This window comes from Ruegeria sp. AD11(2025) (assembly GCF_056542405.1).
This window is the reverse complement of record NZ_JBQFZU010000015.1, coordinates 1-26,038: the sequence shown is the minus strand read 5'-3', so window position 1 is coordinate 26,038 and position 26,038 is coordinate 1. Positions and strand designations below refer to the sequence as shown.

Annotated in this window: 24 protein-coding genes; 12 read left to right on the top strand and 12 right to left on the bottom strand. The window is 60.2% G+C overall.

Going from position 1 to position 26,038, the window contains the following annotated elements; genetic code table 11:
- Positions 1-115: 115 nt before the first annotated feature.
- From glcF to ACR1XY_RS14895, 3 genes are read right to left on the bottom strand one after another with little or no spacing between them, the layout of a single operon-like run.
- Positions 116-1,432, bottom strand: a complete 1,317-nt coding sequence (gene glcF, locus ACR1XY_RS14905) for a glycolate oxidase subunit GlcF (RefSeq protein ID WP_480594406.1) — start codon at positions 1,430-1,432, stop codon at positions 116-118.
- Between the two features lie 4 nt (positions 1,433-1,436).
- Positions 1,437-2,537 carry an FAD-binding protein gene (locus ACR1XY_RS14900; protein WP_480594405.1) on the bottom strand — a complete coding sequence of 367 codons (1,101 nt, stop codon included), beginning with the start codon at positions 2,535-2,537 and terminating at the stop codon, positions 1,437-1,439.
- Positions 2,538-2,562: 25 nt separating this feature from the next.
- Positions 2,563-4,011 (bottom strand): FAD-linked oxidase C-terminal domain-containing protein, encoded by a 1,449-nt coding sequence (locus ACR1XY_RS14895; RefSeq protein ID WP_480594404.1) that lies wholly within the window; start codon positions 4,009-4,011, stop codon positions 2,563-2,565.
- An 81-nt stretch (positions 4,012-4,092) separates the two neighbouring features.
- Here ACR1XY_RS14895 and ACR1XY_RS14890 point away from each other — a divergent pair, with 81 nt between their 5' ends.
- Both ACR1XY_RS14890 and ACR1XY_RS14885 read left to right on the top strand, forming a co-directional pair.
- Positions 4,093-4,803 carry a DUF599 domain-containing protein gene (locus ACR1XY_RS14890; protein ID WP_480594403.1) on the top strand — a complete coding sequence of 237 codons (711 nt, stop codon included), beginning with the start codon at positions 4,093-4,095 and terminating at the stop codon, positions 4,801-4,803.
- Between the two features lie 35 nt (positions 4,804-4,838).
- On the top strand, positions 4,839-5,186 hold the full coding sequence (locus ACR1XY_RS14885) for a hypothetical protein (protein WP_480594479.1): 348 nt from the start codon (positions 4,839-4,841) through the stop codon (positions 5,184-5,186).
- Positions 5,187-5,189: 3 nt separating this feature from the next.
- On the opposite strand, the gene ACR1XY_RS14880 is transcribed toward ACR1XY_RS14885, so the two are convergent.
- The 4 genes from ACR1XY_RS14880 to ACR1XY_RS14865 form a co-directional block, all read right to left on the bottom strand.
- Positions 5,190-5,675 (bottom strand): flavodoxin family protein, encoded by a 486-nt coding sequence (locus ACR1XY_RS14880; protein ID WP_480594402.1) that lies wholly within the window; start codon positions 5,673-5,675, stop codon positions 5,190-5,192.
- Position 5,676: 1 nt separating this feature from the next.
- On the bottom strand, positions 5,677-6,147 hold the full coding sequence (gene rlmH / locus ACR1XY_RS14875; protein WP_480594401.1) for a 23S rRNA (pseudouridine(1915)-N(3))-methyltransferase RlmH: 471 nt from the start codon (positions 6,145-6,147) through the stop codon (positions 5,677-5,679).
- Between the two features lie 44 nt (positions 6,148-6,191).
- Positions 6,192-6,551: a ribosome silencing factor gene (gene rsfS, locus ACR1XY_RS14870; protein ID WP_170327847.1), complete on the bottom strand. Its 360-nt coding sequence runs from the start codon at positions 6,549-6,551 to the stop codon at positions 6,192-6,194.
- A gap of 164 nt (positions 6,552-6,715) precedes the next feature.
- Positions 6,716-8,068, bottom strand: a complete 1,353-nt coding sequence (locus ACR1XY_RS14865; protein WP_480594400.1) for a mechanosensitive ion channel family protein — start codon at positions 8,066-8,068, stop codon at positions 6,716-6,718.
- A 240-nt stretch (positions 8,069-8,308) separates the two neighbouring features.
- Here ACR1XY_RS14865 and leuC point away from each other — a divergent pair, with 240 nt between their 5' ends.
- The 7 genes from leuC (at position 8,309) to leuB (ending at position 16,257) form a co-directional block, all read left to right on the top strand.
- Entirely contained in the window at positions 8,309-9,712 is a 1,404-nt protein-coding gene (gene leuC / locus ACR1XY_RS14860) for a 3-isopropylmalate dehydratase large subunit (protein ID WP_480594399.1), read from the top strand.
- A gap of 37 nt (positions 9,713-9,749) precedes the next feature.
- Positions 9,750-10,295, top strand: a complete 546-nt coding sequence (locus ACR1XY_RS14855; protein ID WP_480594398.1) for an HdeD family acid-resistance protein — start codon at positions 9,750-9,752, stop codon at positions 10,293-10,295.
- 42 nt (positions 10,296-10,337) lie between these two features.
- Positions 10,338-10,943, top strand: a complete 606-nt coding sequence (gene leuD, locus ACR1XY_RS14850) for a 3-isopropylmalate dehydratase small subunit (protein WP_480594397.1) — start codon at positions 10,338-10,340, stop codon at positions 10,941-10,943.
- A gap of 359 nt (positions 10,944-11,302) precedes the next feature.
- Positions 11,303-12,133 (top strand): hypothetical protein, encoded by an 831-nt coding sequence (locus tag ACR1XY_RS14845; RefSeq protein WP_480594396.1) that lies wholly within the window; start codon positions 11,303-11,305, stop codon positions 12,131-12,133.
- The gene (locus ACR1XY_RS14840; RefSeq protein WP_480594395.1) at positions 12,130-13,158 is read left to right on the top strand and encodes an endonuclease/exonuclease/phosphatase family protein; all 1,029 of its coding nucleotides are present in this window, start codon (positions 12,130-12,132) and stop codon (positions 13,156-13,158) included. Before ACR1XY_RS14845 ends, ACR1XY_RS14840 begins: the two co-directional genes overlap by 4 nt.
- Before the next feature lie 980 nt (positions 13,159-14,138).
- Positions 14,139-15,032 (top strand): LysR family transcriptional regulator, encoded by an 894-nt coding sequence (locus tag ACR1XY_RS14835; protein ID WP_480594394.1) that lies wholly within the window; start codon positions 14,139-14,141, stop codon positions 15,030-15,032.
- Positions 15,033-15,153: 121 nt separating this feature from the next.
- Complete coding sequence (gene leuB, locus ACR1XY_RS14830) at positions 15,154-16,257, top strand: 3-isopropylmalate dehydrogenase (protein ID WP_480594393.1); 1,104 nt, start codon at positions 15,154-15,156, stop codon at positions 16,255-16,257.
- Between the two features lie 56 nt (positions 16,258-16,313).
- Here the strand turns inward: leuB and ACR1XY_RS14825 are convergent, their stop codons facing one another.
- Positions 16,314-18,503 (bottom strand): transglycosylase domain-containing protein, encoded by a 2,190-nt coding sequence (locus ACR1XY_RS14825; RefSeq protein WP_480594392.1) that lies wholly within the window; start codon positions 18,501-18,503, stop codon positions 16,314-16,316.
- A 257-nt stretch (positions 18,504-18,760) separates the two neighbouring features.
- Here ACR1XY_RS14825 and ACR1XY_RS14820 point away from each other — a divergent pair, with 257 nt between their 5' ends.
- Positions 18,761-19,099 (top strand): P-II family nitrogen regulator, encoded by a 339-nt coding sequence (locus tag ACR1XY_RS14820; RefSeq protein ID WP_058273036.1) that lies wholly within the window; start codon positions 18,761-18,763, stop codon positions 19,097-19,099.
- A 33-nt stretch (positions 19,100-19,132) separates the two neighbouring features.
- Complete coding sequence (gene amt, locus ACR1XY_RS14815) at positions 19,133-20,443, top strand: ammonium transporter (RefSeq protein ID WP_480594391.1); 1,311 nt, start codon at positions 19,133-19,135, stop codon at positions 20,441-20,443.
- Positions 20,444-20,985: 542 nt separating this feature from the next.
- Here the strand turns inward: amt and ACR1XY_RS14810 are convergent.
- From ACR1XY_RS14810 to ACR1XY_RS14795, 4 genes are all read right to left on the bottom strand, one after another.
- Complete coding sequence (locus tag ACR1XY_RS14810) at positions 20,986-22,170, bottom strand: amino acid aminotransferase (RefSeq protein ID WP_480594390.1); 1,185 nt, start codon at positions 22,168-22,170, stop codon at positions 20,986-20,988.
- Positions 22,170-23,024: a 3-mercaptopyruvate sulfurtransferase gene (gene sseA / locus ACR1XY_RS14805; protein ID WP_480594389.1), complete on the bottom strand. Its 855-nt coding sequence runs from the start codon at positions 23,022-23,024 to the stop codon at positions 22,170-22,172. Before sseA ends, ACR1XY_RS14810 begins: the two co-directional genes overlap by 1 nt.
- A gap of 81 nt (positions 23,025-23,105) precedes the next feature.
- A complete protein-coding gene (locus ACR1XY_RS14800; protein WP_480594388.1) occupies positions 23,106-23,375 on the bottom strand; it encodes a CBU_0592 family membrane protein in 270 nt (89 codons plus the stop codon).
- Between the two features lie 30 nt (positions 23,376-23,405).
- Positions 23,406-23,969: a helix-turn-helix domain-containing protein gene (locus ACR1XY_RS14795; RefSeq protein ID WP_480594387.1), complete on the bottom strand. Its 564-nt coding sequence runs from the start codon at positions 23,967-23,969 to the stop codon at positions 23,406-23,408.
- A 107-nt stretch (positions 23,970-24,076) separates the two neighbouring features.
- On the opposite strand from ACR1XY_RS14795, the gene ilvD reads away from it, so the two are divergent.
- Positions 24,077-25,909: a dihydroxy-acid dehydratase gene (ilvD, locus tag ACR1XY_RS14790; protein ID WP_480594386.1), complete on the top strand. Its 1,833-nt coding sequence runs from the start codon at positions 24,077-24,079 to the stop codon at positions 25,907-25,909.
- Positions 25,910-26,038: the final 129 nt, after the last annotated feature.

The following is a 26,038-nucleotide window of genomic DNA, read 5'->3' as shown; positions in this document are numbered from 1 at the left end:
GTTCTCCGGCGTTGCTGTTGGCTTACCTTCCTACGGCCCGGGTGGGGCGAAAATAGGGCGGTAGCGCCGGGCGCGGTTTCCTCCGGAACCTGATGCACCGCTGCATCATCCGCGCTTACCTGAGGATCGGGACCTCTGGCACGGTGGCCGCTTGCAGGGCTTGCGGCTTGGGACCTCCGGTCGCCCAGTCCAACAGCTCAACCGCGTGCAGAACCGGAACATCCGTGCCCGATCCGATCTGCATCATGCAGCCGATATTACCCGCGGCGATCACATCGGGGTTTTTCGCCTCGAGCGTTCTGACCTTGCGCTGCTTCAACTGGCCAGAGATTTCAGGCTGCATCAGGTTGTATGTTCCCGCGCTGCCGCAGCACAGATGGCTATCAACAGGCTCTAACACTGAAAAGCCGGCCCTTTTCAGCAGATCCTTGGGATGGGTTTTGATCTTCTGCCCGTGCTGCAGAGAACAGGCCGCGTGATAGGCGACAACCATGTCCTTGCGGGCACCTTTGGGCATATCCAGCTGCATCAGCAGCTCGCTGATATCCATCGCGATGCCCGACACCCGGACCGCATCCTCGGCCAGAGGACCATCGCGGAACATATGCCCATAATCCTTGACGGTGGTGCCGCAGCCCGAGGTATTGATGACGATCGCGTCTAGACCGCTTTTGTCCATCTCGGCAACCCAGGCTCTGATATTGGCCTCTGCCGCCTTGTGACTGTCCTGCACTTTCCCCATGTGATGGGTCAGCGCGCCACAGCACCCGGCGCCTTCGGCCACCACGACCTCGCATCCCAGCCGCGTCAGCAGGCGGATCGTCGCGTCGTTGATATCGGTGTTCAGCGCCTTTTGCGCACATCCCGTCATCAGCGCCACCCGTTTGATACGCGGCCCCTTGGGCGCGAAGCTCTGCGGGTCGTCGTTGCGACTGACCGGCGGGATATGTTTCGGCGCCATCTCCAGCATCGCCCGCAGCCGGGCATCCGGCATCAGGAAGCGAAACGGGCGACCCAGCTTGGCCCCGATCAGCGCCCAGCGGAATCGCATCGGATAGGGCAGAACCTGCGCCAACACCCAGCGCAAGGCGCGATCGGTGAAGGGGCGCTTGTAATTGGCCTCGATATATTCCCGCGCATGGTCGACCAGATGCATGTAATGCACGCCCGAGGGACAGGTCGTCATGCAGGCCAGACAGGATAGGCAACGGTCGATATGCTTAACCGTTTTCTCGTCCGGGACACGCTCGTTTTCCAGCATATCCTTGATCAGGTAGATACGCCCACGCGGGCTGTCCAACTCATCGCCCAGCACCTGATAGGTCGGGCAGGTGGCAGTGCAGAATCCGCAATGCACGCAGTTGCGCAGGATTTCGTTCGAACGCTGGATTGCCGGGTTCTGCAGCTGCTTTTCCGTGAATGTCGTCTGCATCCGCCTACTCCATCAGACCCGGATTGAAAATAGTGCGGGGATCGAAACGCTGTCGCAATCCCCGTGTTAGAGCCTGAATTTCAGCGGACTCGGGTTGAAAACGACCCAAGACCTCGGCAATTTTTGCATCCGCGCGCACCAGCGTCGCGTGGCCTTCGAATGCGCCCAACCGGGCGCGCAGATCAGTGCCATGGGGGACCCGCGCCCAAATCAGACCTCCGCCCCAGTCGTAAAATGTCTGGTCCGCCTCAAGACGGGTTGCGACATCAGGCGCATCGGTTGGTTTGACCGAAATCCGCCAGACATCACCCTTTTGCCCGTGAAACGGCCTGACGTCGCGCAGACCCTGCCAGAGCTCGGCTGAGTCCGGTATCTCGGTGATCTCACCAAACAATGACAGCGTGGATTTCAACTTTTCTGTCCGGTAGGTCACGGAATCCGAGAACCCCTCGACCCGCAACAATGCCCGCCCGTCTTGTGGATCATAGGCGGCACCGCTGACCTCGAACGGGGATTTCAGCGCGGCAGACAGGGTCAGAATCGCATCCCCGGCGTCGGCAACGTGAACAGCAAGGGTCGCAACGGCCTCGGGCTTGGGCAGCACCTTCAGCGACACGTCGGTCAGAACCCCAAGCGTGCCCCACGATCCGGCCATCAGCTTGACCAGATCGTAGCCGGTCACGTTTTTCATCACCCGGCCGCCATTCTTGATCACCTGCCCCATGCCATCGACATAGCGTACGCCCAACAGGAAATCGCGGCACGCCCCGGCCTGAATACGGCGCGGGCCGGAGATATTGGCCGCCACAACGCCGCCAATGGTCGGTGTCCCGCTGGTGCCCAGCAATCCCCGATGGTCCATTGGCTCAAAGGCAAGTTGCTGCCCTTCTGCCTTCAGGGCGGCCTCGATCTCGGCCACCGGCGTGCCCGCTTGCGCCACCAGCGTCAGCGCTCCGGGCTCATAGAGGGTAATCCCGCTCAGCCCCGAGGTCTCAAGCACCGCCTCCGGTCCGTCCACCCCGCGTGTACCGCCGCCGACAATCCGCACCGGCTCCGTCAGCCCGGCCACCATTTCGGCCAGTTCGGCCTCTGTCTCAGGTTTCATCGCAAAACTTCTTTGTTAGAGCCTGTTATTCTGCAGCCACCCGAACTTCCCGACGGGATTCGGATACATCCAGAGGGAACACCTTGGCGGGGTTCAGCAGCCATTTGGGATCGAACACATCCTTGACGGCCATCTGCGCCTCAAGGTCCGCGGGCGCGTATTGATGGGACATCAAGTCCCGCTTCTCGATGCCCACGCCGTGCTCGCCGGTCAGACAACCGCCGACATCGACGCAGAGTTTCAGGATATCGGCACCGAACGCCTCACACTTTTCCAGATCACCGGGCTTGTTGGCATCGAACAGGATCAGCGGATGCATGTTGCCGTCTCCCGCGTGGAACACGTTGCCCACAGGCAGACCATATTCCCCGCTCAGTTCTCCGATCCGGCGCAGGACTTCGGGCAGCGAAGACACGGGGATTGTGCCGTCCAGACACATATAGTCGTTCATCTGGCCCATCGCACCAAAGGCCGATTTCCGCCCAAGCCAGATTTTGGCGCTTTCCTCGGCCGACTGGCTTTCGCGCAGTTCCACCGGGTTGTGGCGCTTGGCAATCTCGATGATTTTCGACAGTTGATGGTCGATCTCGGCCTCGGAACCTTCGACCTCGACAATCAACAGCGCGTGGCAATCCGGATACCCCGCATGAGCAAAGTTCTCACAAGCCTTGATGCAGAGCGTGTCCATGAACTCGATCGCCACCGGCAGGATGCCCGACTTGATGATGTCGGACACGCATTGACCCGCAACCTCATTATCATCGAACCCCATCAGCACCGGCCGTGCGCCCTCGGGTTTGCGCAGGATGCGCAGCGTGGCTTCGGTCACCACGCCCAACTGCCCCTCGGACCCACAGATGACACCCAGCAGGTCCAGCCCGCCCGCGTCCAGATGTGCGCCGCCGATCTCGACCACGCTGCCATCCATCATCACCATTTTCACGCCCAGCAGGTTGTTGGTGGTCACGCCGTATTTCAGGCAATGCGCCCCGCCCGAGTTCATCGCGATGTTGCCCGCAATCGCGCATGCCAGTTGCGAGGACGGATCGGGCGCGTAGAAAAAGTCTTCTTCCTCGACCGCACCGGTCACGCTCAGGTTGGTGCGGCCGGTCTGCACGCGGATGAAGCGGTTGTCATAGTCCGTTTCCAGCACCTCATTCATGCGGGCAACGCCCAGAATGACGCTATCTGCAGTCGGCAACGCCCCACCCGCCAGAGACGTGCCCGAACCGCGCGGCACCACTGGAACGCCCTCTTCATGGCAGATACGCAGCACGTCCGAGACCTGTTGCGTGGTCGACGGCAGGACCGCCAGCATCGGGGGACAGCGATAAGCGGTCAGCGCGTCACATTCATAGGCGCGGGTCTCAGCCGGGTCATGGATCACGGCATCCGCAGACACCACCCGCAACAGGCGCGTCAGAACAGCCTGCTTGCGCGCCAGGATTTCGGGGTTTGGCAAGGGCATTTCCATCGCTGATCCTCCGTTTGGTAAAATAATATTACCAATTTATCCATCTGGCAAGTTCCTATCTCTGACCGTACTGTCACCGACATGACATGGATCGACCGCGCCCTTTTGTTCTCATCACTGGATTATGCTGCCGTGCTGCTGTTGCTGGGCACGTGGCAGTGGATCGGCTGGCGGATCGAGCATACCGCACCAGACAAACAATCGGTCACGATGATTATGGATGACTTCCGGCGCGTCTGGATGCACGAGATGGTCACGCGGCAGCCCCGTATGTTTGATGCTCAGATCGTGGCGGCGATGCGGCAGGGCAGCACGTTCTTTGCGTCCACAACGATGATTGCCATCGGCGGCGGGCTGGCCCTGCTGGGTAACACCGAACGGTTGGCCGGCGTGGCCAGCGATCTGGCCATCGGCAGCGCCCCGGCGCTGGTGTGGGAGATCAAGATTCTGGTGGTGATCTTGTTTCTAGCTAACGCTTTCCTGAAATATGTCTGGGCGCATCGGCTGTTTGGCTATTGCGCGGTGCTTATGGCCGCCGTTCCGAACGATCCGGAAGACTCACATGCCTATCCGCGCGCGGCGCAAGCGGCGGAAATCTGCGTCACCGCTGCTCGCAGCTTCAATCGCGGCCTGCGCGGCACCTATTTTGCGCTGGCCTCGCTGGCGTGGATATTAGGCCCTATTACCCTGATCCTCGGGACCGTCATCACTCTGGGAGTTCTGTATCGACGCGAATTCGCATCCCATTCCCGGTCAGTTCTGCTGACCTTGCCACCTAACACGGAGTCGTGATGACGCAGCCGCACATCACCCCGTATGGTCGCCTTATGCGATACCTGATTCTCAGCGCCGTTCTGGCAGCACCCGCTTTCGCCGACCCTGCAGTGATCGAGAATGTTTCGGCCAGTCAGAGTGGCGATACCTGGCGATTCGACGTGACAATCCGGCACCCGGACACCGGTTGGGACCACTACGCCGACGGGTGGCGCGTGCTGGACATGGACGGCAAAGAACTGGGGATGCGCGTCCTTCACCATCCGCATGAGAATGAGCAGCCTTTTACCCGCTCTTTGAGTGGTGTGGTGATCCCAGAAGGGGTTAAGCAAGTGCAGGTTCAGGCGCGCTGCAATGTCGATGGCTGGAACGACGGTACCACGGTTGTTGATCTGAACTGAAGATCAGAAAACGCCAAGGCTCAGCCCTGCGGCCAAGGCAGCTCCTATTTCGCGACAGTGATCAAGCTGATCATCGGGGATGGTCTTTTGGGCCAGAATTGCCTCGGGTGACTGGGCGTGGGTGCACAGGATCAGCGGCGGCTGCACCTCTTTCAACCGCCAGCCCGTCGCAATTCGCGCCATCTGTCGCGCCGCATTCTCTCCGTCGGACCCGGCGCAGACCATCTGCGCATAGGGGCGCCCTTCGATCCGGCCGAGTACCGGATAGTAGCTGCGGTCGAAAAACTCTTTCATCAGACCCGATATCGCGGCCAGATTCTCGGGGGCGCAGAAAAGATAGCCGTCAGCGGCCAGCAAATCCTCTGGCCCCGCCTGATCGGCGAATTTCAGAACAGTTTCGGCCTCAGCCCGCGCAGCCTCGGCGGCGGCTTCGGCCATTTGCCGGGCGCCGCCGGTCCGCGAATGGTAAACGATCAGAAGCTGCGCCATGTCAGACCCGATGATAAGGACCGCCCGACAGGATGGTTGCGGCCCGATAGAGTTGCTCGGCCAGCATCACACGGACCAGCATATGGGGCCAGACCATCGACCCGAATGAGATGGAAAAATCGGCCTCGGTCCGCAGATTGGGGTCTATTCCGTCCGCGCCGCCTATAACTAACGCCAGTTCTTGCCGCCCAGCGTCACGCCAACCACCCAGTTTTTCAGCAAAATCGGGTGACGACATCACCCGCCCACGCTCGTCCAGTGTGCAGATCACCGCACCCTTGGGCAGCGCCTTGCGCAGCAACGCGGCCTCGGCGCCCATGCCTGCGTTTTTCTTGTCTTCGACCTCGACCACGCGCACGGGACCAAGGCCCAAGCTGCGGCCGGTCCGGTCAAATCTTGTCAGATAGTCGTCAAGCAGGGTCTTCTCCGGTCCGGCACGCAATCGCCCGACCGCACAAATGCTTATACGCATATTTCTCTCGCCGCCGACCTGTTAATGCAGGCCGGGATGGCGCCTCAGTTCGCCGAGGCGCTGCCACCCTGAGGCAGCCACATCTTTTCCAGCTGGTAGAATTCACGCACTTCTGGGCGGAAGATATGGACGATAACGTCGCCCGTATCGATCAGCACCCAGTCGCCGGCATCCTTGCCTTCGACCTTCGAAGTGAAACCGAATTCCTGCTTGATGCGATCCGTCAGCTTTTCCGCCATGGCTGCGACCTGACGGGTCGAGCGACCCGAGGCAATCACCATGTGATCCGCAACCGAGGATTTGCCCTGCAGGTTGATCTGCACGACGTCTTCGGCCTTGTCATCGGAAAGTGAGGAAAGGATACGTTCAAGCAGCTTGTCGCTGATTGACTGAGAGTGGGCCATTAAACCGGCCCCGTCATCGGCGGGCAAACCCGCCTGGGTATGTAGAGACAGGACATAGTCCTCCTTTGCTGCGCGCCGCCAAACCCCGGCGCAGGGGTACTAATAAGGTAACAAGAGGAATGCAACATTTCAATGAATGGCCGCCGGGCCGGGCGCACGGGTGGTCACTCCTTGGCGATCTGTTGCGTGTCTGCGCTGTCTGACAACAGCCGAACCTCGCGCTGCGGGAAGGGGATCGAGATGTTTTCCACCTTAAAGGCGTCCCACAGCGCAAGGTAGACATTGCCGCGTATATTGGTCAGCCCCTTGGTCGGATCGCTGATCCAGAACCGCAGCACGTAGTCCACGCTGCTGTCGCCAAACCCGGTGATGTGACAGACCGGTTCATGGCTGCCACCGCTTAGCACTCGGGTCACGGTTTTAACTGCTTTTATAGCCGTTGCGCGCACAAGATGCGGGTCGTCATCATAGCTGGTGCCAAACTCCAGATCCAGCCGCACGAACTTGTCCGAATGCGACCAGTTCACCACTTGATTGGTGATCAAGTCCTCGTTCGGGATCAGGTATTCGCGCCCGTCCCGCGTGACCACCGAGACATAACGCGCGCCCAGCGCGTTGATCCATCCGAACGTATCCCCCAGCGAGATCACGTCGCCCGGCTTGATCGATCGGTCCATCAGGATGATGATCCCCGAGATCAGGTTCGACACCACCTTTTGCAGACCGAACCCGATCCCCACACCGATTGCACCGGACAGCAGCGCAATACCGGTCAGATCGAACCCCAGCGTACGGATGGCGGCCAGAAAAACCGCGCCATACAAAAGTACCTGAATGCCCTTGGCCAGCAGCACCTGCATCGACGGGGTTATGTCGTCATTGCTCTTCAGCCCCCGTTCGGCGGCGCGGGTGCCGATCCGCGCGAGCGTCAGCAGGATACCGATCAGCAGGGTCGCCTTGAGAATCCCCAGCGCCGAGATGTGCAGATCACCGATGGAAATCGCCACCCCGTCCAGAAATTCCGCCACATCATCAGTCAGATTCAGGGCAACCAGCGTTGCATAGACCCACATCGCCCATTTGAAGATGCGCCGTAGCGTCCGGTTGCGTACCAAACGCGCCACCAAAGCAATCGCCAGCCATGCCAGGGCCAAAGTTGCCACAACCCCGATGATGTAACTGCGCGAGGGCCATGTGATCTGCTGCATCAACAAATACAGGGCCCATGACAGCAGCACGAAATAGACCAGCGTCAGGCGCTGCATCAGCTGCACCAGAATCCGCAGTCGCCATTTCGGCCAACCTTCGCGGGCGCGGGCCCAGGCCTCCCATCGGCCTTGTGTCGCCAGTTTCATGACATAGGCCAGCGCCCACAGGCCCAGAATGATGACCAACTGGTGCTGGCGCCAGCCTGGCGTTACGATCAACTCGACAAGGTTTTCGTATTGCACGGAAAAGCCCGCGACCATGTTATCATAGAGGTCCGACAGCGAGCTGGGGATCAGGTCCTGGTTCATGGCCCCAGCTTGGACAGCGTTTCCGCGCGATGCAAGCCTGTCCGGGGATTGAACCTTGATTGACAGCCTGACGCGATATATCTGGTGCGCATGAGACTCACACTGACCCCAGCACCTACGTTGCAAGACCGCACGCGTCTGCGTGAACGGTTCTTTGGGGCCGCCCGCACGGTTCTGGCGCGCCTATAAAGTCGTCCAGCCACTCGCCAGCTATTTCTCATTAAATACGGGAGAGGACCGATGTCCCCCAAAACACTCTATGACAAGATCTGGGACGCCCATGTCGCGCACGAAGCCGATGATGGCACCTGCCTGCTGTATATCGACCGCCATCTGGTGCACGAGGTGACCAGCCCGCAGGCGTTCGAGGGCCTGCGTATGGCAGGCCGCAAGGTGCGCGCACCGGAAAAGACCATCGCCGTGCCGGATCACAACGTTCCCACCACGCCGGATCGTGTGAACGGGATCGAAAACCCGGAATCACGCATTCAGGTCGAAGCGCTGGACAAGAACGCCAAGGATTTCGGCATTCACTATTACCCGGTGCATGACGTCCGTCAGGGCATCGTCCACATCGTTGGCCCGGAACAGGGCTGGACCCTGCCGGGCATGACCGTAGTCTGCGGCGATAGCCACACTGCCACTCACGGTGCATTCGGCGCATTGGCCCACGGCATCGGTACCTCCGAGGTCGAGCATGTTCTGGCCACGCAGACGCTGATCCAGAAGAAGTCCAAGAACATGAAGGTGGAAATCACCGGCAAACTGCAGCCGGGCGTGACTGCCAAAGACATCACGCTGGCTGTGATCGGTGAGACCGGTACCGCCGGCGGCACCGGTTATGTCATCGAGTATTGCGGCGAAGCGATTCGTGACCTCTCGATGGAAGGCCGCATGACCGTCTGCAACATGGCCATCGAAGGCGGCGCCCGCGCGGGCCTGATCGCGCCGGACGAAACCACCTTTGAATATGTCAAAGGCCGCCCGCACGCACCAAAAGGCGCCCAGTGGGAAGCCGCGATGGACTGGTGGAAGACGCTGTTCACCGACGAAGACGCACATTTCGACAAGGTCATCACCCTGCGCGGCGAAGACATTGCGCCGGTCGTTACCTGGGGCACCAGTCCCGAAGACGTGCTGCCGATCACCGCAACCGTACCGAACCCCGAGGATTTCGAAGGCGGCAAGGTTGACGCAGCCCGCCGGTCTATCGAATACATGGGTCTGGAAGCCGGTCAAAAGCTGAGCGATGTGGAAATCGACACCGTCTTCATCGGGTCCTGCACCAATGGCCGTATCGAGGACCTGCGCGCCGCAGCCGAGATTCTGAAGGGCAAAAAGATCAAGGACGGTCTGCGCGCCATGGTCGTGCCCGGTTCCGGACTGGTTCGTGCCCAAGCCGAGGAAGAAGGTCTGGCCGACATCTTCAAAGCGGCCGGTTTCGAATGGCGTCTGGCGGGATGTTCGATGTGTCTGGCGATGAACCCCGACCAGCTGCAACCGGGCGAGCGCTGTGCCGCGACCTCGAACCGCAACTTCGAAGGCCGTCAGGGCCGCGGTGGACGCACCCACCTGCTGAGCCCGGCAATGGCTGCCGCAGCGGCAATCACAGGACGGCTGACAGACGTCCGGGATTTGATGTAAGGTCCCCTCATATCTAGATATTTGAGGGATTGAAAACATGAGTGACTGGGTCAAATGGCTCCTGCTGGGGCTTCTGTCTATCGCGTTCGGTATCTTTGTACTGGGCGCGCCAGTTGTGGCGTCTATCGCCGTGACAGTGGTAACCGGCGTGTTGCTGCTGATCTCAGGCGCGCTGCAACTTGTGGGTGGCTTCACGGTTGAAGGCACTGGCAACAAGATTCTGTCACTCATCATGGGTGCGGTTATGCTGTTTCTGGGCTGGTCCTTCCTGGACCACCCGCTGCAGGGAACCCTGACCCTTGCGACGGTGATGCTGATTCTGTTCATGGCAGGCGGCATTGCGCGGGTCTTTCTGTCGTTCCAGATGCGCGGAACGCAGTTTTTCTGGCCCACGATGATCTCGGGCATCTTGTCGATCATCCTCGCAGGGATCATCTGGACCTACGTCGGAAGCGACCCTCAGGTGCTGCTGAGCATTCTGGGGATCTTCCTGGGCATCGAGATGCTGTTCAACGGGTTCGGATTGGTCTTCATGGCGTTCTTCGTCAGGAACGCACCCAAAGGCGAAACGAAGGAAGCTTAAACGCGGGGCACGGGCGCGGCCCTCTCCCGCAGGAGTGTGAACATGGAAAAGTTTGAAAAAGTCCACGGGGTGGCCGCCCCAATGCCGTTGATCAATATCGACACCGATATGATCATCCCCAAAGTGCACCTGAAGACCATCAAACGGTCCGGCCTTGGCGTCGTGCTGTTCGACGAGATGCGCTATCACGATGACGGGCAGGAGAACGAAGAGTTCGTTCTGAACAAGCCCGCCTATCGTCAAACCGAGATTCTGGTCGCCGGCGACAATTTTGGCTGCGGCTCGTCGCGGGAACACGCGCCATGGGCGATCAAGGATTTCGGCATCAAGGTTGTGATCTCAACCAGCTTTGCCGACATCTTCTTCAACAACTGCTTCAAGAACGGCATCCTGCCCATCGTGGTCGAGGAAGAGCATCACGCCATTCTGATGGAAGATGCACACAAGGGTGAAAACGCCCGCATGACCGTGCATCTGGAAGATCAGCAGATCACCACCTCGGATGGGCTCGTGATCGAATTCGATGTCGACCCGCACCGTAAGCACTGCCTGCTGAACGGTCTGGACGATATTGGCCTGACGATGGAGAAAGATCATCACATCGACAAGTTCGAGGATCATGCAAGCCAGGCGCGCCCCTGGGTGTGATTCTGTAAACGAATCTGTGAATGCACAACTTTATGGGGTCGCCAAGGCGGCCCCGTTCGCATTCTTGGGGTTGAAAGTCACAAGACCACAACATCTAGGTATCATAATGATACACACGTCGGATTTGCGTCCAAAATGATGCAATCCCGCACCAGTTGCGCCATCATTTTGCCCGAAATCACGTGTTTTCTGCGCCTTGGCTTGAGCGAAATGTCGCTTATCGCCAATGTGGCGGGGACAGGCACCCACCAGTTGAACATTGGTGACTTAAGACATCCGCCACAACTTAAAGTGGCGGGCACAAGTTGGAAGTGAAGTCGGCGAAGAATCGACTAATCCAGTTTGAAAGGGTTCGGATAGTGATTGCGCGCACAACAGGGGCGGCGATTCGGGGAATATTGGTCGCGCTGATGGTGCTGACCCCCGCGTTGTACCTGCCCGTATCGTCAACGAATGGGACCGAGATTGTCGTCTTTCTCGCCATTCTCGCATTCTTTCTGACCTTTGCCGAATACAACTCGGCCTTTCCCAGCTTTATCGAATTCCGCGACGCGCCGCCGGTGAACCGACTGCGGTTTGTCGGGCTGATGTCGATGATCATGTTCCTGACGCTGATCTGTAAGAACGCCTACGCGCCCAGCAGCCTGACCACAGTTTTCTATTCACTGGGACTGGGCATCGCAAATGTGGTCGACTTCCCCTATTCTCCGGTCCGGCTGGTGGTTCTGATGCTGCCCGCAGACGCCAGTGCACCGCTGATCGAGCTGGTGCGCATCGCGGCCAGTGTGGCCTATGTCGCCGCGCTGGTGACCATCGGCAGCTTTGCCTACGCGGTGAAAATGCGCGGCTGGCCGACAGGCAACGGCGCCTTCAACGTCTGGACCAACCTGCCGCTGTTCGATCCGACCAAGGGCGGGGACGTCGTCACCCGCCTGCAACGGGACGGGCGGCTGAACATCTCGATCGGGGTACTGCTGCCCTTTCTGATCCCGGCTCTGATTAAATTGCTGACTGACTATGCCAGCCCAATCTCGCTGAGCAACCCACAGACCCTGATCTGGACCATGAGCGCCTGGGCCTTTCTGCCCGCCAGCATGATCATGCGCGGTATGGCAACCCTGCGTATCGCCAATCTGATCGTCGAAAAACGCCGCGCCTATTCCACCGCCGAGTCCACGCAAGCCGCATGATCCGAATCCTGCTGCTGCTGCTGTTACCGGTGATGGCACAGGCACAGACGGTACGTATCGCCTCTTACAACACGGAACTCAGCCGCGACGGGCCGGGCCTACTGCTGCGGGACATAAGGCGCGGTGATCCGCAGGTGCAGGCGGTGGTTGAGGTTCTGGTGGCCGCGCAACCGGATATCATCGCCCTGCAGGGTATCGACTGGGACCTCAACGCAGAGGCTCTGATCGCGCTGGCCGAAAACTTGCGCGCCGCCGGGCTGGACTACCCTTATCACTTTGCCGCGCAGCCCAATGCCGGGCTCGAAACCCCGCTGGACCTGAACGGAGATGGCCGCGCCCATGGGCCGGCAGACGCGCAGGGCTGGGGCCGGTTCACCGGACAGGGCGGGCTTGCGGTGCTGTCGCGATACCCGATTCACTCCGACAGCGCACAGGTGTTCACCGATTTGCTATGGCGCGACCTGCCCGGCGCGCAGATGCCGGTCACGGTCGACGGCCCTTTCCCCTCGGAAGAGGCGCAGAGCATCCAGCGCCTGTCCTCCGTGGCTCATTGGATCGTGCCGGTGGACACGCCTATCGGCGCACTGGACCTGTTGACCTTTCACGCCGCGCCGCCGGTGTTTGACGGCCCCGAGGACCGCAACGGGCTGCGCAACCGCGATGAAATTCGCCTCTGGTCCGCGGTACTGGACGGTAAGCTGGGGCGCAAGCCTGAAGGCTCGTTTGTCATCGCCGGGGACGCCAATCTGGACCCCGAACGGGGCGAAGGCCGAAGGGAAGCGATCCATACGCTTTTGGCGAACCCCCGCCTGCAAGACCCGCGCCCCGCTGACGTGTCGGGCAAACTGACCACCGTAGAATGGAAAGCGGTGGGAGAGATGCGGGTGGATTACGTGCTGCCCTCAATCGATCTGAAGGTGACAGGCGCGGGCGTGTTCTGGCCTGCTTCGGGTTCGCCTTTGCGCGCTGCCGCTGGTCAGGCCAGCAGGCACCGGCTGGTCTGGGTTGACATAAACGCGCCCTAGCGGCGGTGAGGCATGGACCAGAACCGCATCCGATCGCAACGCACCGGGAATAGCCTGTTTGAGCGCATCGGCCAGGTCCGTACGCGGAAAATCCCCGACCAATTCTCGGAAAAACAAACCCTCAAGACTGTGCGGAGTGTTCCAAAGATACCGCATCTCAAGCAGATGGGGCGCCAACCGCCAGACGGGACGGGCTAGCTGGATCGGCAGCCAGTTCATCCGGCGCACAGACACGTGCCGACCCGTGACTCGAGACAGCGCCTGTGCCATTTCGGAACCGGTCACCGTATACCCCTCGAAAGGAACATCGCAAAAACGGGGCAGTCTCTTGCGCATCTCGGCGAGGACAACCGCCGCACGCGCAAGATCGGGCAAATAAGCCCAGGCATGGGCGATGTTGGGATTTCCGGGATAGATGAAACGCCCCCGCGACAAGGATTTGGTCATCACCCGGTCAAACCAGTTCCCTGACGCACATGTGTCAAGATAGTCTCCCGAGCGCAGGACGATCGTGCGCACGGACGACGCGCGATAGGCTTCCTCCATCTCGATCCGAAGCCGGCCCAGAGGGTTTTGGGCCAGATGTGGCGTACCCGCTGACCACGGCCCCGGCAGGTCGGCCCCGAAGACATAGACATTGCCCGGGATGATGACCGTCGCTCCTGTGCCCCGCGCAACCGAAATGACCTGCCGGGTCAGCTCTGGCACTTGTGCCTGCCAATCCGGATAGGGCGGGTTCCAGGCGTTGACGATCACATCCGCGCCTTGCGCGGCCTGCCCCAGCCTGTCGGTTGTGCGGTCAAAGGTGCGAACGACCCACCCCGCGTTTCGAAAGGCGGCCATGGCGTTTCGTCCAAAACGGCCGGTTGCACCAAGGATAAGAGCGGTTTGCGTCATGAGAAGCTCCTTTCAAATCGAAACTACCAATTCAAATCAAACGAGCAATTGCCGGGAAATGCAGAACGTGTATTCATATTTGAATGGACAAATCACTCACCCATGCCGACTGGTCCCTGATTCAAAGCTTTCTGGCGGTGGCCGAAACCGGCTCTCTGTCGGCGGCGGCGCGGCAGCTGGACCGCAGCCAGCCCACGCTGGGTCGCCAGATCCACGCTCTTGAGGATGAACTGGGCGTGTCCCTGTTCGACCGCCACGCGCGTGGCCTGAAACTCAGCGAGGTGGGCACGCAACTGTTGCCGATGGCGCGGCAGATGCATAGCGCCATGACATCGTTCAGCCTGGCAGCTGCGGGTCAGTCGCAGCAGTTGGAGGGGTCGGTGCGCATCACCGCTTCGGTCTTTGCCTCGCACCACCTGCTGCCGCCGATTCTGGCGCAGATCCGCGCTTTGGAACCGGCGATCCAGCTTGAACTGGTGGCCACGGACACCACCGAGAATCTGCTGTATCGCGAAGCCGATATCGCAGTACGCATGTACCGCCCCGCGCAGATGGACATCATTTCGCGCTATCTGGGGGATGTGAACCTGTGCTTTTGCGCCTCCCGGGCCTATCTGGATCGGGCCGGGCGACCCCAAAATCCCAAGGACCTGTTCAATCACGATCTGGTCGGCTTTGACGCCAACGAGCAGATTATCAAAAAGATGCAGCAACGGGGCTGGCCCGCCAGCAAAAACAGTTTTGCCACCAGATGCGACCTGCAAAGCGCCTATTGGCAACTGATCCGGGCCGGGTGCGGTATCGGGTTTTCGCAGATTCAGGTGGCCGAGGCTGATCCGGACGTCGAGGTACTGGATCTGGATGTCGAGATTGAACCGCTGCCCGTCTGGCTGGCCGCACCGCAAGCGATGCGCCAGACGCCCCGAATCCGGCGCGTCTGGGACTTGCTGGCCGAGGGGTTGAAGGCCGGACTTTGACCGAATTGCGGTTGTTTCGACCCGGAAACCGGATTTCCGGCACACAAAGACCGGTTCGTCTCATTGACCCGATGCGGCGCAGGCGCTAGGGCCATTGCGACGAAACGCAAGGAGATCCTTCATGTCCAAACCCTCGCTCCTCATCCTGCCCGGAGACGGAATTGGCCCCGAAGTCATGGCCGAAGTGCGCCGCGTAATCGACTGGTTCGGTGCGAACCGCGGCCTGGAATTCGACGTGAGCGAGGATCTGGTCGGCGGTGCCGCCTACGACGCGCATGGCAAGCCGCTGTCGGATGAAACCATGGCCAAGGCGCAAGAGGTCGACGCGGTTCTGCTGGGTGCCGTGGGCGGCCCAAAATACGACGATCTGGATTTCAGCCTGAAGCCTGAGCGCGGTCTGCTGCGCCTGCGCAAGGAAATGGACCTGTATTCGAACCTGCGACCGGCGCAGTGCTTTGACGCGCTGGCCGATTTCTCGTCGCTGAAAAAGGACATCGTCGCGGGCCTCGACCTCATGATCGTGCGCGAACTGACCTCGGGCGTCTATTTCGGCGAGCCGCGCGGTATTTTCGAAGAAGGCAACGAACGCGTCGGCATCAACACCCAGCGCTACACCGAATCCGAGATCGAACGCGCCGCGCGCTCGGCCTTTGAACTGGCGATGCGCCGGAACAAGAAACTGTGCTCGATGGAAAAGGCCAACGTTATGGAGGCCGGTATCCTGTGGCGCGAGGTCGTGGACCGAGTGGCCAAGGAGTACCCCGAGGTTGAAGTGACCCACATGTATGCCGACAACGGCGCGATGCAGTTGGTACGCGCACCCAAGCAGTTCGACGTCATCGTCACAGACAACCTGTTCGGCGATATCTTGTCGGACTGTGCCGCGATGCTGACCGGTTCGCTGGGCATGCTGCCATCGGCATCTCTGGGCGCACCGATGGCCAATGGCCGCCCCAAGGCGATGTACGAACCGGTCCACGGCTCAGCCCCGGACATCGCGGGTCAGGGCAAGGCCAATCCGATTGCCTGTATCCTCAGCTTTGCCATGGCACTGCGTTACAGCTTTGACCAGGGCGCCGAGGCCGACCGTCTGGAAGCCGCGATCGAGAAAGTTCTGGCCGATGGTGTCCGCACCGGCGATCTGCTCGCCGATGAAGGCGTTCAGCCGGTCTCGACCACGGAAATGGGCGACGCGATTCTGGCGGCGCTGGACGAAAGCCTCTGATCCGGTTTCAGGTTTCAACAGAAAGGCGGTGCATGATGCACCGCCTTTATTTCACCTCAGTTGCCGAAGATATTGTTCAGCAGATTGTTGATGGCCCTGTCCAGACCGGTCTGTTGCTTGCGACGCTGCTGCCGGGGCTGCGCCGTCCGCACGGGCGGATCGGGGGCCAACATCGGCAGCGGCGTGGGGGTCATCCCTTCGGTCACACGCAGCATGGTTTCTTTCCAGATTTCCGCAGGCAATCCACCGCCGGTCACACCGGACAGCGGCGTGTTGTCGTCATAACCCATCCAGACACCCGCCACGTAGTCTGCGGTGAAGCCGATGAACCAAGCGTCCCGTGCAGCCTGGGTGGTGCCGGTCTTGCCTGCCACCTGCCATCCGGGCAGCTTGGCGCGCCCGCCAGTGCCTTCGGACACCACGCGCTCCATCATCCATGTCAGCTGCTTGGCGGCCTTATCGTTGATCACCCGCTCACCAATGCCCGTGCTGGTCTGGATCAAGGGCGTGTTATCACCCAGCAGTTTCAGTTCGGACAGACCGAAAGGTTCCACAGCCGAGCCGCCGTTCAGGATACCGGCATAGGCCCCGGTCATCTCGATCAGAGTGCTTTCCGATGCGCCCAGTGCCAGCGCCGGACCTTCGGCGAGGTTGCTTTCGATGCCGAACTCGCTGGCCACGGTACGCACATTGTCCAGCCCGGCTACCTCGGCCACTTTCACGGCCGGGATGTTCAGAGAGTTCTTCAGCGCATCCGCCAGCGTCACCCGACCATAATACTTGTGGGTATAGTTCTTGGGGCACCACTGGCCTGATCCGGGGATGTTGACGCAATAGGGTTCATCCACGACCGTATCCAGCGGTGAATAGCCAAGTTCAAGCGCTGTGGCATAAACAAACGGCTTGAACGAAGACCCGGTCTGACGCAATGCCTGCGTGGCGCGGTTGAACGCGCCGGATACCCGCGTCTTGCGTCCACCGACCATGGCCCGCACGGCGCCATCCGCCGACATCACCACAATCGCGGCCTGCGCCTTGGAGCCTTCTCGCACCTTTTCCTGGAAGATGTATTTCAGCGCCTCTTCGGCCGATTTCTGCAGCCGCTGGTCCAGTGTGGTGCGGATCACCACATCATCGGTGGTGTCTGTGCCAAAATAGCTGGGTAGTTCGGTGATCACCCAATCGGCGAAATAGCCGCCCGCCCGCGCTGCTGCGGCCTCGGACAGTTCCGCTGGATTGTTGCGTGCATTGCTGGCCTGCGCGGTTGTCAGAAAACCCTGCGCCTTCATCAACCCGATCACCAGCTGCGCCCGATCCTGCGAGCGCTGCAGGTTATTGGTGGGCGCATAGCGTGAGGGCGCCACCAGCAAACCGGCAAGCATCGCCGCTTGCGCCGGGTTCACCTCGGCAGCCGAAATACCGAAATACCGCTGGCTTGCCGCCTCGAATCCGCGGGCACCGGCGCCAAGGAAGGCGCGGTTCAGATAGATGGTGAGGATTTCATCCTTGGAATATTTCACCTCCATCGCCATCGCATAGACCGCTTCCTTGGCCTTGCGCCACAGCGAGCCCTGACGGCAATCGGCCTCATAGGCGGCCTCGGACTCCCACTCGCTGGGCACATACGGCACACCCAGGCACAACAGCTTGGCGGTTTGTTGCGTTATGGTCGAGCCACCATGGCCGGACAACGGCCCGCGCCCTTCGCTGAGGTTGATTCGAACCGCGCTGGCGACACCCCGGGGGCTGACGCCGAAATGGCGATAGAATCGTTTGTCCTCGGTCGCAACCACGGCGTTTTTCAGATGCGGCGAGACGGTGTCGGCGGTGATCACCCCGCCAAACTGATCCCCGCGCCAGGCAAAGACCTTGCCATCGCGGTCCAGCAACGTGACCGAGCCCCGTGCCCGGCCATCCAGCAAGGCATCCACATCAGGCAGCGAGGTGTAGACAACCCCAACGGCCACCGCCAGCAGCAAGGCGGCCACAGCACCCACGCGCCACGTAACCCCCCAGATCAACCGCCAAATCCAGCGGAACAGCCGACGGAAAAACCCGCCGCCACCGCCGCCACCGGATTTCCGGCGCGTCTTCTTCCGGGTGGTCTTGCGGGTCGTCGTCTTGCGCGCGGTCGCCTTCTTTCCCGCGGGCTTCGCAGCCCGCTTGGTCGCCGTGGGCTTACGCCCTTTCGACGGGTATCTCTTGTCCGCGACAAGCGGAGCCTTTCGGCGCCTGGACTCAGTCATGCTCAAACTCTGCCCGGTTATCATTTTGACGCACCATACCCTGACACACCGGTGAAGTAGAGGGCGGAAATTCAGGAAGCCGCCCTCCCAAATTTGCCTATTTTTTAATCATTCACCGCTTTATGTGCAAAAATTGTGCAACTTGCCGTCAATTTCCCCAACACTTCATCACCCGGACCGTTCCTTACCACGCGAAGGTGCGCTTTTTTCTGCAGGTGCAAACAAACCGGACAGACCGGGAAGCAGAGGGGAAGAACGTGAAACTGATCATTGCGACAATCAAGCCGTTCAAGCTCGAGGAGGTGCGCGAAGCACTGACCGAGGCGGGCGTACGCGGCATGATGGTGACCGAAATCAAGGGCTTCGGCTCGCAATCCGGTCACACGGAAATCTATCGCGGCGCCGAATACGCCGTGAATTTCGTACCCAAGATCAAACTGGAAATCGTGGTTCCCGCCACGATGGCGGACCAGATCGTCGAAACCATCACCAAAACCGCCAAAACCGGCAAGATCGGTGACGGCAAGATTTTCGTCCTCGATGTCGAGCAGGCCCTGCGCGTGCGGACCGGGGAAACGAACGAAGAGGCGCTGTAAGCGTCGCCACTCACATACATTCGAGGAAGTCACATGAACCTGATGAAATCTCTCATCCCTGCCGCCGCGCTTGTCGTGCTGCCGCAGATGGGTCTGGCGCAAGAGGCCGCCGAGGGCGAAGCTGCGCTGCACACCCAGTATATTTTTACCACCCTGCTGTTCCTGATGGCAGGCTTTCTTGTCTTCTTCATGGCTGCAGGATTTGCCATGCTCGAGGGCGGTCTGGTGCGTTCCAAGAACGTTGCCATGCAGATGATCAAGAACATCGCGCTGTTTTCGATTGCCGCGATCATGTACTGGCTGATCGGCTTCAACACGATGTACCCGGGCGACTTCAATGGTTTCTTTGCCCTTGGCGGCCCGACCGTGCTTGATGCCGTGGGTGTTGCGCCCGCGGACGCGGCGTTAGATTACGCGTCTATCGGTTCGGACTTCTTCTTCCAGCTGGTCTTTGTGGCGGCAACCGCGTCCATCGTGTCCGGTGCCGTGGCCGAGCGCATAAAGCTGTGGCCCTTCCTGGTCTTCGTCATCGTGCTGACTGGTATCCTCTACCCGATCTCGGGGTCGTGGAAATGGGGCGGCGGCTGGCTGGATGCCATGGGCTTTTCCGACTTCGCCGGTTCGACCGTTGTGCATTCGGTCGGCGGCTGGGCCGCTCTGGCGGGCTGCCTGATCCTTGGCCCCCGCATTGGCAAGTACAAAGACGGCAAAGTTCACCCGATGCCCGGCTCTAATCTGGCGCTGGCAACTCTGGGTACGTTCATCCTTTGGCTGGGCTGGTTTGGCTTCAACGGCGGCTCGCAACTGGCGATGGGCACCGTGGGTGACATATCCGACGTGTCCCGCATCTTCGCCAACACCAACATGGCCGCCGCATCTGGTGCTATCGCAGCCCTGATCATGACGCAGGTGTTGTACAAGAAACCTGACCTGACCATGGTGCTGAACGGTGCGCTGGCCGGTCTGGTCTCGATCACCGCAGAGCCGCTTGCCCCGACCCTGTTCGGAGCGCTGTGGATCGGTGCAGTTGGCGGCATCATCGTGGTCTTCGCGGTTCCGATGCTGGACAAGTTCAAAATCGACGACGTTGTCGGTGCCATCCCGGTTCACCTGTTCGCAGGCATCTGGGGCACCATCGCCGTGATTTTCTACGGCGAGGCAAACCTGATCACCCAACTGACCGGTATTGTAGCTTATGGCGTGTTCACATTTGTTGGTGCGTTGGTCCTGTGGACAATTCTGAAGACGACGGTTGGCATCCGCGTCAGCGAAGAAGACGAGATCAACGGCCTCGACATGGCGGAACTGGGTATGGAAGCATATCCTGAGTTCTCGAAGGGCTGAAAACCTGAGTAACCACTCGAAGGCCGGGCGTTCGCGCCCGGCTTTTTCTTTTTACTTTAAGTAGTTACAACTTGCATGAAACGGCTTACCTTAGTCAGATCGTTGTGAGATTGTCGGGCAAATCACTTTATTACGGCACCAAAGATGAAGCTGACTCCGCAACCTCGCATCAAACTTTCCCGCCTACGCGACATAGGGTGGAGGCTTTGGGACCCTATTGGTCTTTTGGGTCCTGATGAGAATTGGAACGAAGAGGATTGCTTGCCCTTCGCCGACGAATATGATTCCTATCTGGTTCAAGCTGCTAGCCAAATCAGAAGAGGAATCCCCCAAGAAGAAGTCGTGAACTACCTTGTTAGAATAGAAACTGAACACATGAGCTTGGAGGAACGACCAAGTACACGCGCGCGCGCTGCGCAGGTTGTCGATGCAATCTCCAGCGACCCGAATATATGGACGTGGCCCGACAAAAATGGCCGATTTCGCTGAAATAAAAAAGCCGCGCTGTGCAGCGCGGCCTTTGTCATTCTATGGTGGGTGGCTTAGACGCCAACGTCGACAATTGCCTTCGCCAGAATCGGCACGGTGATTGCGTTCAGACCGGCGATGTTCAGGCGGCTGTCGCCGACCATGTAGATACCGTGATCGTTGCGCAGTTGTTCGACCAGTTCCGGTGCAGCACCCAGGCGCGAGAACATGCCGCGGTGCTGGGCGATGAACCCGAAACGGTCAGACCCGCTCAGGCGCTGCAGCTCGTCTGAAAGCTGCTGGCGCAGACCCAACATGGACAGGCGGACCTCTTCCAACTCGGCGGCCCAATCGGCGCGCAGGTCGTCGTCGGTCAGTATCGTGGTCACCACCCGCGCGCCGTGATCGGGTGGGAAGGAGTAGTTCTGGCGGTTCAGAAACGCCAGAGTCGCCTGATTCAGAGCCGTTTGCGCCGCATCATCGCTGATCGCCATCAGCAGGCCGGTGCGTTCACGGTAAACGCCGAAATTCTTCGAACAGGACGCCGCGATCAGGCAACGCTTGACCGACGAGGCCACCAGACGGGTCGCCTGCGCGTCCTCCTCCAGACCGTCACCAAAGCCCTGATAGGCAATGTCGATCATCGCCACGAGGCCAAGCTCGTTGATGATGTTCACGACCTCTTGCCACTGCACCATGTTCAGGTTGGCGCCGGTGGGGTTGTGGCAGCAACCGTGCAGCAGAACCACGTCGCCCGCCTTGGCGGTTTTCAGGTCCTCGACCATGCCGTCGAAATCAACGCCACGGGTCTCGCCATCGAAGTAACGGTACTGGACCGTTTCCATGCCCAGATAGTTCAGGATCGACAGGTGGTTCGGCCAGGTCGGGTTCGACACGAAAACACGCGCCGAAGGGTTGGCCATGCGGATCATCTCGAACGCTTGCCGACAGGCGCCGGTGCCGCCCGGGGTCGCCACGGCGGCGATGTTGCTGCGCGGCACAGACGTATCAAGGATCAGGCCAATCATCGCATCGGCATAGGCGGGATCACCGGCCAGACCGGTATAAGCCTTGGTCTCCTGCTCTTCCCAGATGCGCTTTTCCGCGGCCTTGACCGCGCGCATAACCGGGGTGATGCCCTCGGCATTCTTGTAAACGCCAACACCCAGGTCGATCTTCTGATCGCGCGGGTCTTCGCGGTACATCTGCATCAGCGCCAGAATCTTGTCGGCGGGCTGCGGTTTGAGGTTCTCGAACATCAGTTCTCTCCGGTTGCGACGGGCAGGGTCGGGAAGGCACCCCATTCAGCCCAGGAGCCGTCATAAAGCGAATGGTCTTTCTTGCCCAAGCGCTCGAGCGCCAGGCTGAGGATGGCGGCGGTCACGCCCGACCCACAGGATGTGATGGCCGGTTTCGACAGGTCTACACCTGCGGCCTCGAACACGGCGCGGCACTCGTCGGGCGACTTCATCGTGTGGTTCTTGTTCAGCAATGCACCAAATGGCACGTTGCGTGATCCGGGGATGCGACCTGATCGCAGCCCTTCGCGCGGCTCAGGGTCTGTCCCGGTGAACCGCCCCGCCGCGCGGGCGTCGATGATTTCATGATCGCCCAGCTTGGCGGCGGCAGAGACCTGCGTAACATCGCGCACAAGGTGGTTCTGAACCCGCACGGTCATATGGCGATCACGGATCACGGGGGGCAGATCCTCGATTTCACGCCCTTCGGCCTGCCATTTCGGGAATCCACCGTCGAGCACGGCAATGTTGTCCTGCCCCATCAGGCGGAACATCCACCACACCCGCGCGGCCGAAGACAGGCCCGAGCCATCATAGACCACCACCTGATGGCCATCTCCTACGCCCATCGCCCGCAGACGCGACATGAATTTCTCGACCGGTGGTGCCATATGCGGCAGGTCCGACCGGTGATCAGCGATATCATCGATATCAAAGAAACGGGCACCGGGAATATGGCCCGCGTCATATTCAGCCTTGGCGTCGCGCCCATGCTGCGGCAGGTACCACGACCCATCAAGAACCCGCAGGTCAGGGTCCTTCAGATGGGCGGCAAGCCATTCGGTTGAAACGAGGGTTTTCGGATCGTCCTGCATCAAAGCCTCCCCAAAAGCGCGCTTGGTTTTTCCCTATACGCGCTCGCATTTGGGTTCAAGGCTGGATGGGGTGTTGTCTGTCTAACGCAGGCGTCTGAGGCGGAAAAACTGTACGATCCCGATCATACTGATCAGAATCCAGAAGGATTCGATCAACATTGAGGCCAGGTTGAAGTTCTGAAGCAGCGAATAGACGATCAGGATCGACCCCGCCAGATTCAGCACCGGAAAAGCCAGATTATCGGAATTCATCATTCGCATCTGCGTGGCAAAGTACGCAGACACAACGACCAATGCACCGAATGAGCCTACTGCATCCGCCAAGGTTAGAGATTCAAGAATTCTGGCCATGGCTTGCCCTCGAACTTAGCGGGTTCAGTTTCAGCCGATTGCGGCCAGCGCATCGAGCTGTGCGTAGTGGTGCATGTTCAGAAACGCAGCCCCCTGATCGCCTGCTCGGTAACCATGCGGCAGGTCTGCAGCAAACCGAAGGCCCTGCCCGGCCTGCAGCGGCACCCACTCACCATCCCGCAGAATCTCAAGCGAGCCGTTCAGGACAAAGACCTCTTCGGTTACACCTGTAGCGTGGGCGGCGGATTCGTGGCTCTGGTTCGGCGCGAGGTCGACGTGAAAGGTTTCAGCCCGCAAAGCAGGATCAAAGGGAAAGACGATCTTGACCTCGATGCTGCCGGGAAAAGTCACAGTTCGAAACACGTCCGGCGTGGCTGTATCGCGCAACGCCGCCGGGCCGATCAGAGCGCTGAGGGGCAGTTGGAACCCTTTGGCAATTTTCCACAGCGTCGCGATGGTCGGGCTGGATTCGCCACGCTCGATCTGGCCCAGCATGGCTTTGCTGACGCCGGTCATTTCGGCCACCTTGGACAGGCTCAACCCCGAGGCCGCCCGCACATCCCGTAGTTTCAGCGTTATTTCGTCCGGTGCCATATCAATCGTCTTTCGAATCCCCTTGTGCGTTATAGCGCACATGTGGTACGTGCGCTATAACGCACATATCCCGCATATCGCAACCGGGGCAAAAGGGAAACAGCATCATGCCAATGTACCGATCCAGAACCTCCACTCATGGCCGCAACATGGCCGGTGCCCGTGGCCTGTGGCGCGCCACCGGCATGACCGAGAGCGATTTCGGCAAGCCGATCATCGCCATCGTCAACTCATTCACCCAGTTCGTTCCAGGCCACGTGCACCTGAAGGATCTGGGCCAGATGGTTGCGCGCGAAGTTGAGGCCGCAGGCGGCGTCGCCAAAGAATTCAACACCATCGCGGTGGATGACGGCATCGCCATGGGCCATGACGGGATGCTGTACTCGCTGCCCTCGCGCGAGGTGATCGCGGATTCGGTTGAATACATGGTCAACGCCCATTGTGCCGACGCGATGGTCTGCATCTCGAACTGCGACAAGATCACTCCGGGTATGCTGATGGCGGCAATGCGCCTGAACATCCCGGCAATCTTTGTCTCGGGCGGGCCGATGGAGGCCGGAAAGATCGACATCGAGGATCTGGACGTCAAGAAAATCGACCTCGTCGACGCGATGGTCGCCGCCGCTGATGACAAGTTCACCGATGAGCAGGTTCAGCACATCGAAGAAAACGCCTGCCCCACCTGTGGGTCGTGCTCGGGCATGTTCACGGCAAACTCGATGAACTGCCTGGCCGAGGCGCTGGGTTTGGCGCTGCCGGGCAACGGTTCGACCCTGGCCACGCACGCCGACCGCAAAGAGCTGTTCCTTGAGGCCGGTCGCCGCATCGTCGAGATCACCAAGCGCCACTATGACCTGAACGAAAAGGGCTTTCTGCCGCGCGAAATCGCAACGTTCGAGGCGTTCGAGAACGCAATGAGCCTGGATATCGCCATGGGTGGATCGACCAACACGGTGCTGCACCTGCTGGCCATCGCGCATGAAGGCGAGGTGCATTTCACCATGTCCGACATGGATCGCCTCAGCCGCAAGGTGCCGTGCCTGTGCAAGGTCGCGCCCAATACTGAGAACGTGCATATGGAGGACGTCCACCGTGCCGGTGGCATCTTCTCGATCCTCGGTGAGCTTGGCCGGGCAGGCCTGCTGCACGAAGATTGCAGCACCGTTCATTCCGGCACCATGGGTGAGGCGATTGCCAATTGGGACATCAAGGTCGCCAACAACCCGAAGGCGCAGGAGTTGTTCAAGGCCGCCCCCGGCGGCGTCCGCACCACGCAAGCGTTCAGCCAGTCCAACCGGTACAAGGAACTGGACACCGACCGCGAGGGCGGCGTGATCCGCAGCAAAGAGCACGCCTTCAGTCAGGACGGCGGTCTGGCGGTTCTGTTCGGCAATATCGCACGTGACGGCTGCATCGTGAAAACCGCAGGCGTCGATCCGGCCAGCCTGACCTTCACCGGCACGGCCTATGTCTGCGAAAGCCAGGATCAGGCGGTGAACGACATCCTGACCGGCAAAGTCGAAGCGGGTGACGTTGTGGTCATCCGATACGAAGGTCCGCGTGGGGGCCCGGGAATGCAAGAGATGCTGTACCCGACCTCGTATCTGAAATCCAAAGGGCTGGGCAAAGCCTGCGCCCTGCTGACAGACGGCCGTTTCTCGGGCGGCACTTCGGGTCTGTCGATCGGTCACGTATCACCAGAGGCCGCCGAGGGCGGAGAGATCGGGCTGGTGCACCAGGGTGACAAGATCGAAATCGATATCCCCAACCGTTCAATCCATCTGGACGTGTCCGACGAAGAACTGGCGGCGCGCCGGGAAGAGCAGGACGAAAAAGGCTGGCAACCAGCCGAGCCGCGCAAGCGCAAGGTGTCCACGGCGCTCAAGGCCTATGCCAAGCTGACCACCAGCGCTGCCAAAGGCGCCGTACGTCAGGTCTGATCGATAAGAACCGGCCCCTGATTGGTGCCGGTTCCTTCCAACCTCAAAAGGCTCCCGCGCCCGAAGCGCACCATCGGCTATGCCGATGCCACGTTCGGCCTTGGGCCCGGCGCCGCGCAAAGCGCGGCG

Bases quoted from the DNA above. Each gene is read 5' to 3' on its own strand.
- leuD (WP_480594397.1), top strand. From the start codon at position 10,338: ATGGAAAAGTTTGAAAAAGTCCACGGGGTGGCCGCCCCAATGCCGTTG.
- ACR1XY_RS14800 (WP_480594388.1), bottom strand. From the start codon at position 23,375: ATGGCCAGAATTCTTGAATCTCTAACCTTGGCGGATGCAGTAGGCTCA.
- ACR1XY_RS14880 (WP_480594402.1), bottom strand. From the start codon at position 5,675: ATGGCGCAGCTTCTGATCGTTTACCATTCGCGGACCGGCGGCGCCCGG.
- ACR1XY_RS14865 (WP_480594400.1), bottom strand. From the start codon at position 8,068: ATGAACCAGGACCTGATCCCCAGCTCGCTGTCGGACCTCTATGATAAC.
- ACR1XY_RS14900 (WP_480594405.1), bottom strand. From the start codon at position 2,537: ATGAAACCTGAGACAGAGGCCGAACTGGCCGAAATGGTGGCCGGGCTG.
- ACR1XY_RS14835 (WP_480594394.1), top strand. From the start codon at position 14,139: ATGGACAAATCACTCACCCATGCCGACTGGTCCCTGATTCAAAGCTTT.
- rsfS (WP_170327847.1), bottom strand. From the start codon at position 6,551: ATGGCCCACTCTCAGTCAATCAGCGACAAGCTGCTTGAACGTATCCTT.
- ilvD (WP_480594386.1), top strand. From the start codon at position 24,077: ATGCCAATGTACCGATCCAGAACCTCCACTCATGGCCGCAACATGGCC.
- ACR1XY_RS14895 (WP_480594404.1), bottom strand. From the start codon at position 4,011: ATGGAAATGCCCTTGCCAAACCCCGAAATCCTGGCGCGCAAGCAGGCT.
- amt (WP_480594391.1), top strand. From the start codon at position 19,133: ATGAACCTGATGAAATCTCTCATCCCTGCCGCCGCGCTTGTCGTGCTG.
- ACR1XY_RS14890 (WP_480594403.1), top strand. From the start codon at position 4,093: ATGACATGGATCGACCGCGCCCTTTTGTTCTCATCACTGGATTATGCT.
- ACR1XY_RS14855 (WP_480594398.1), top strand. From the start codon at position 9,750: ATGAGTGACTGGGTCAAATGGCTCCTGCTGGGGCTTCTGTCTATCGCG.
- glcF (WP_480594406.1), bottom strand. From the start codon at position 1,432: ATGCAGACGACATTCACGGAAAAGCAGCTGCAGAACCCGGCAATCCAG.
- ACR1XY_RS14885 (WP_480594479.1), top strand. From the start codon at position 4,839: ATGCGATACCTGATTCTCAGCGCCGTTCTGGCAGCACCCGCTTTCGCC.
- leuB (WP_480594393.1), top strand. From the start codon at position 15,154: ATGTCCAAACCCTCGCTCCTCATCCTGCCCGGAGACGGAATTGGCCCC.
- rlmH (WP_480594401.1), bottom strand. From the start codon at position 6,147: ATGCGTATAAGCATTTGTGCGGTCGGGCGATTGCGTGCCGGACCGGAG.
- ACR1XY_RS14840 (WP_480594395.1), top strand. From the start codon at position 12,130: ATGATCCGAATCCTGCTGCTGCTGCTGTTACCGGTGATGGCACAGGCA.
- leuC (WP_480594399.1), top strand. From the start codon at position 8,309: ATGTCCCCCAAAACACTCTATGACAAGATCTGGGACGCCCATGTCGCG.
- ACR1XY_RS14810 (WP_480594390.1), bottom strand. From the start codon at position 22,170: ATGTTCGAGAACCTCAAACCGCAGCCCGCCGACAAGATTCTGGCGCTG.
- ACR1XY_RS14795 (WP_480594387.1), bottom strand. From the start codon at position 23,969: ATGGCACCGGACGAAATAACGCTGAAACTACGGGATGTGCGGGCGGCC.
- ACR1XY_RS14825 (WP_480594392.1), bottom strand. From the start codon at position 18,503: ATGACTGAGTCCAGGCGCCGAAAGGCTCCGCTTGTCGCGGACAAGAGA.
- sseA (WP_480594389.1), bottom strand. From the start codon at position 23,024: ATGCAGGACGATCCGAAAACCCTCGTTTCAACCGAATGGCTTGCCGCC.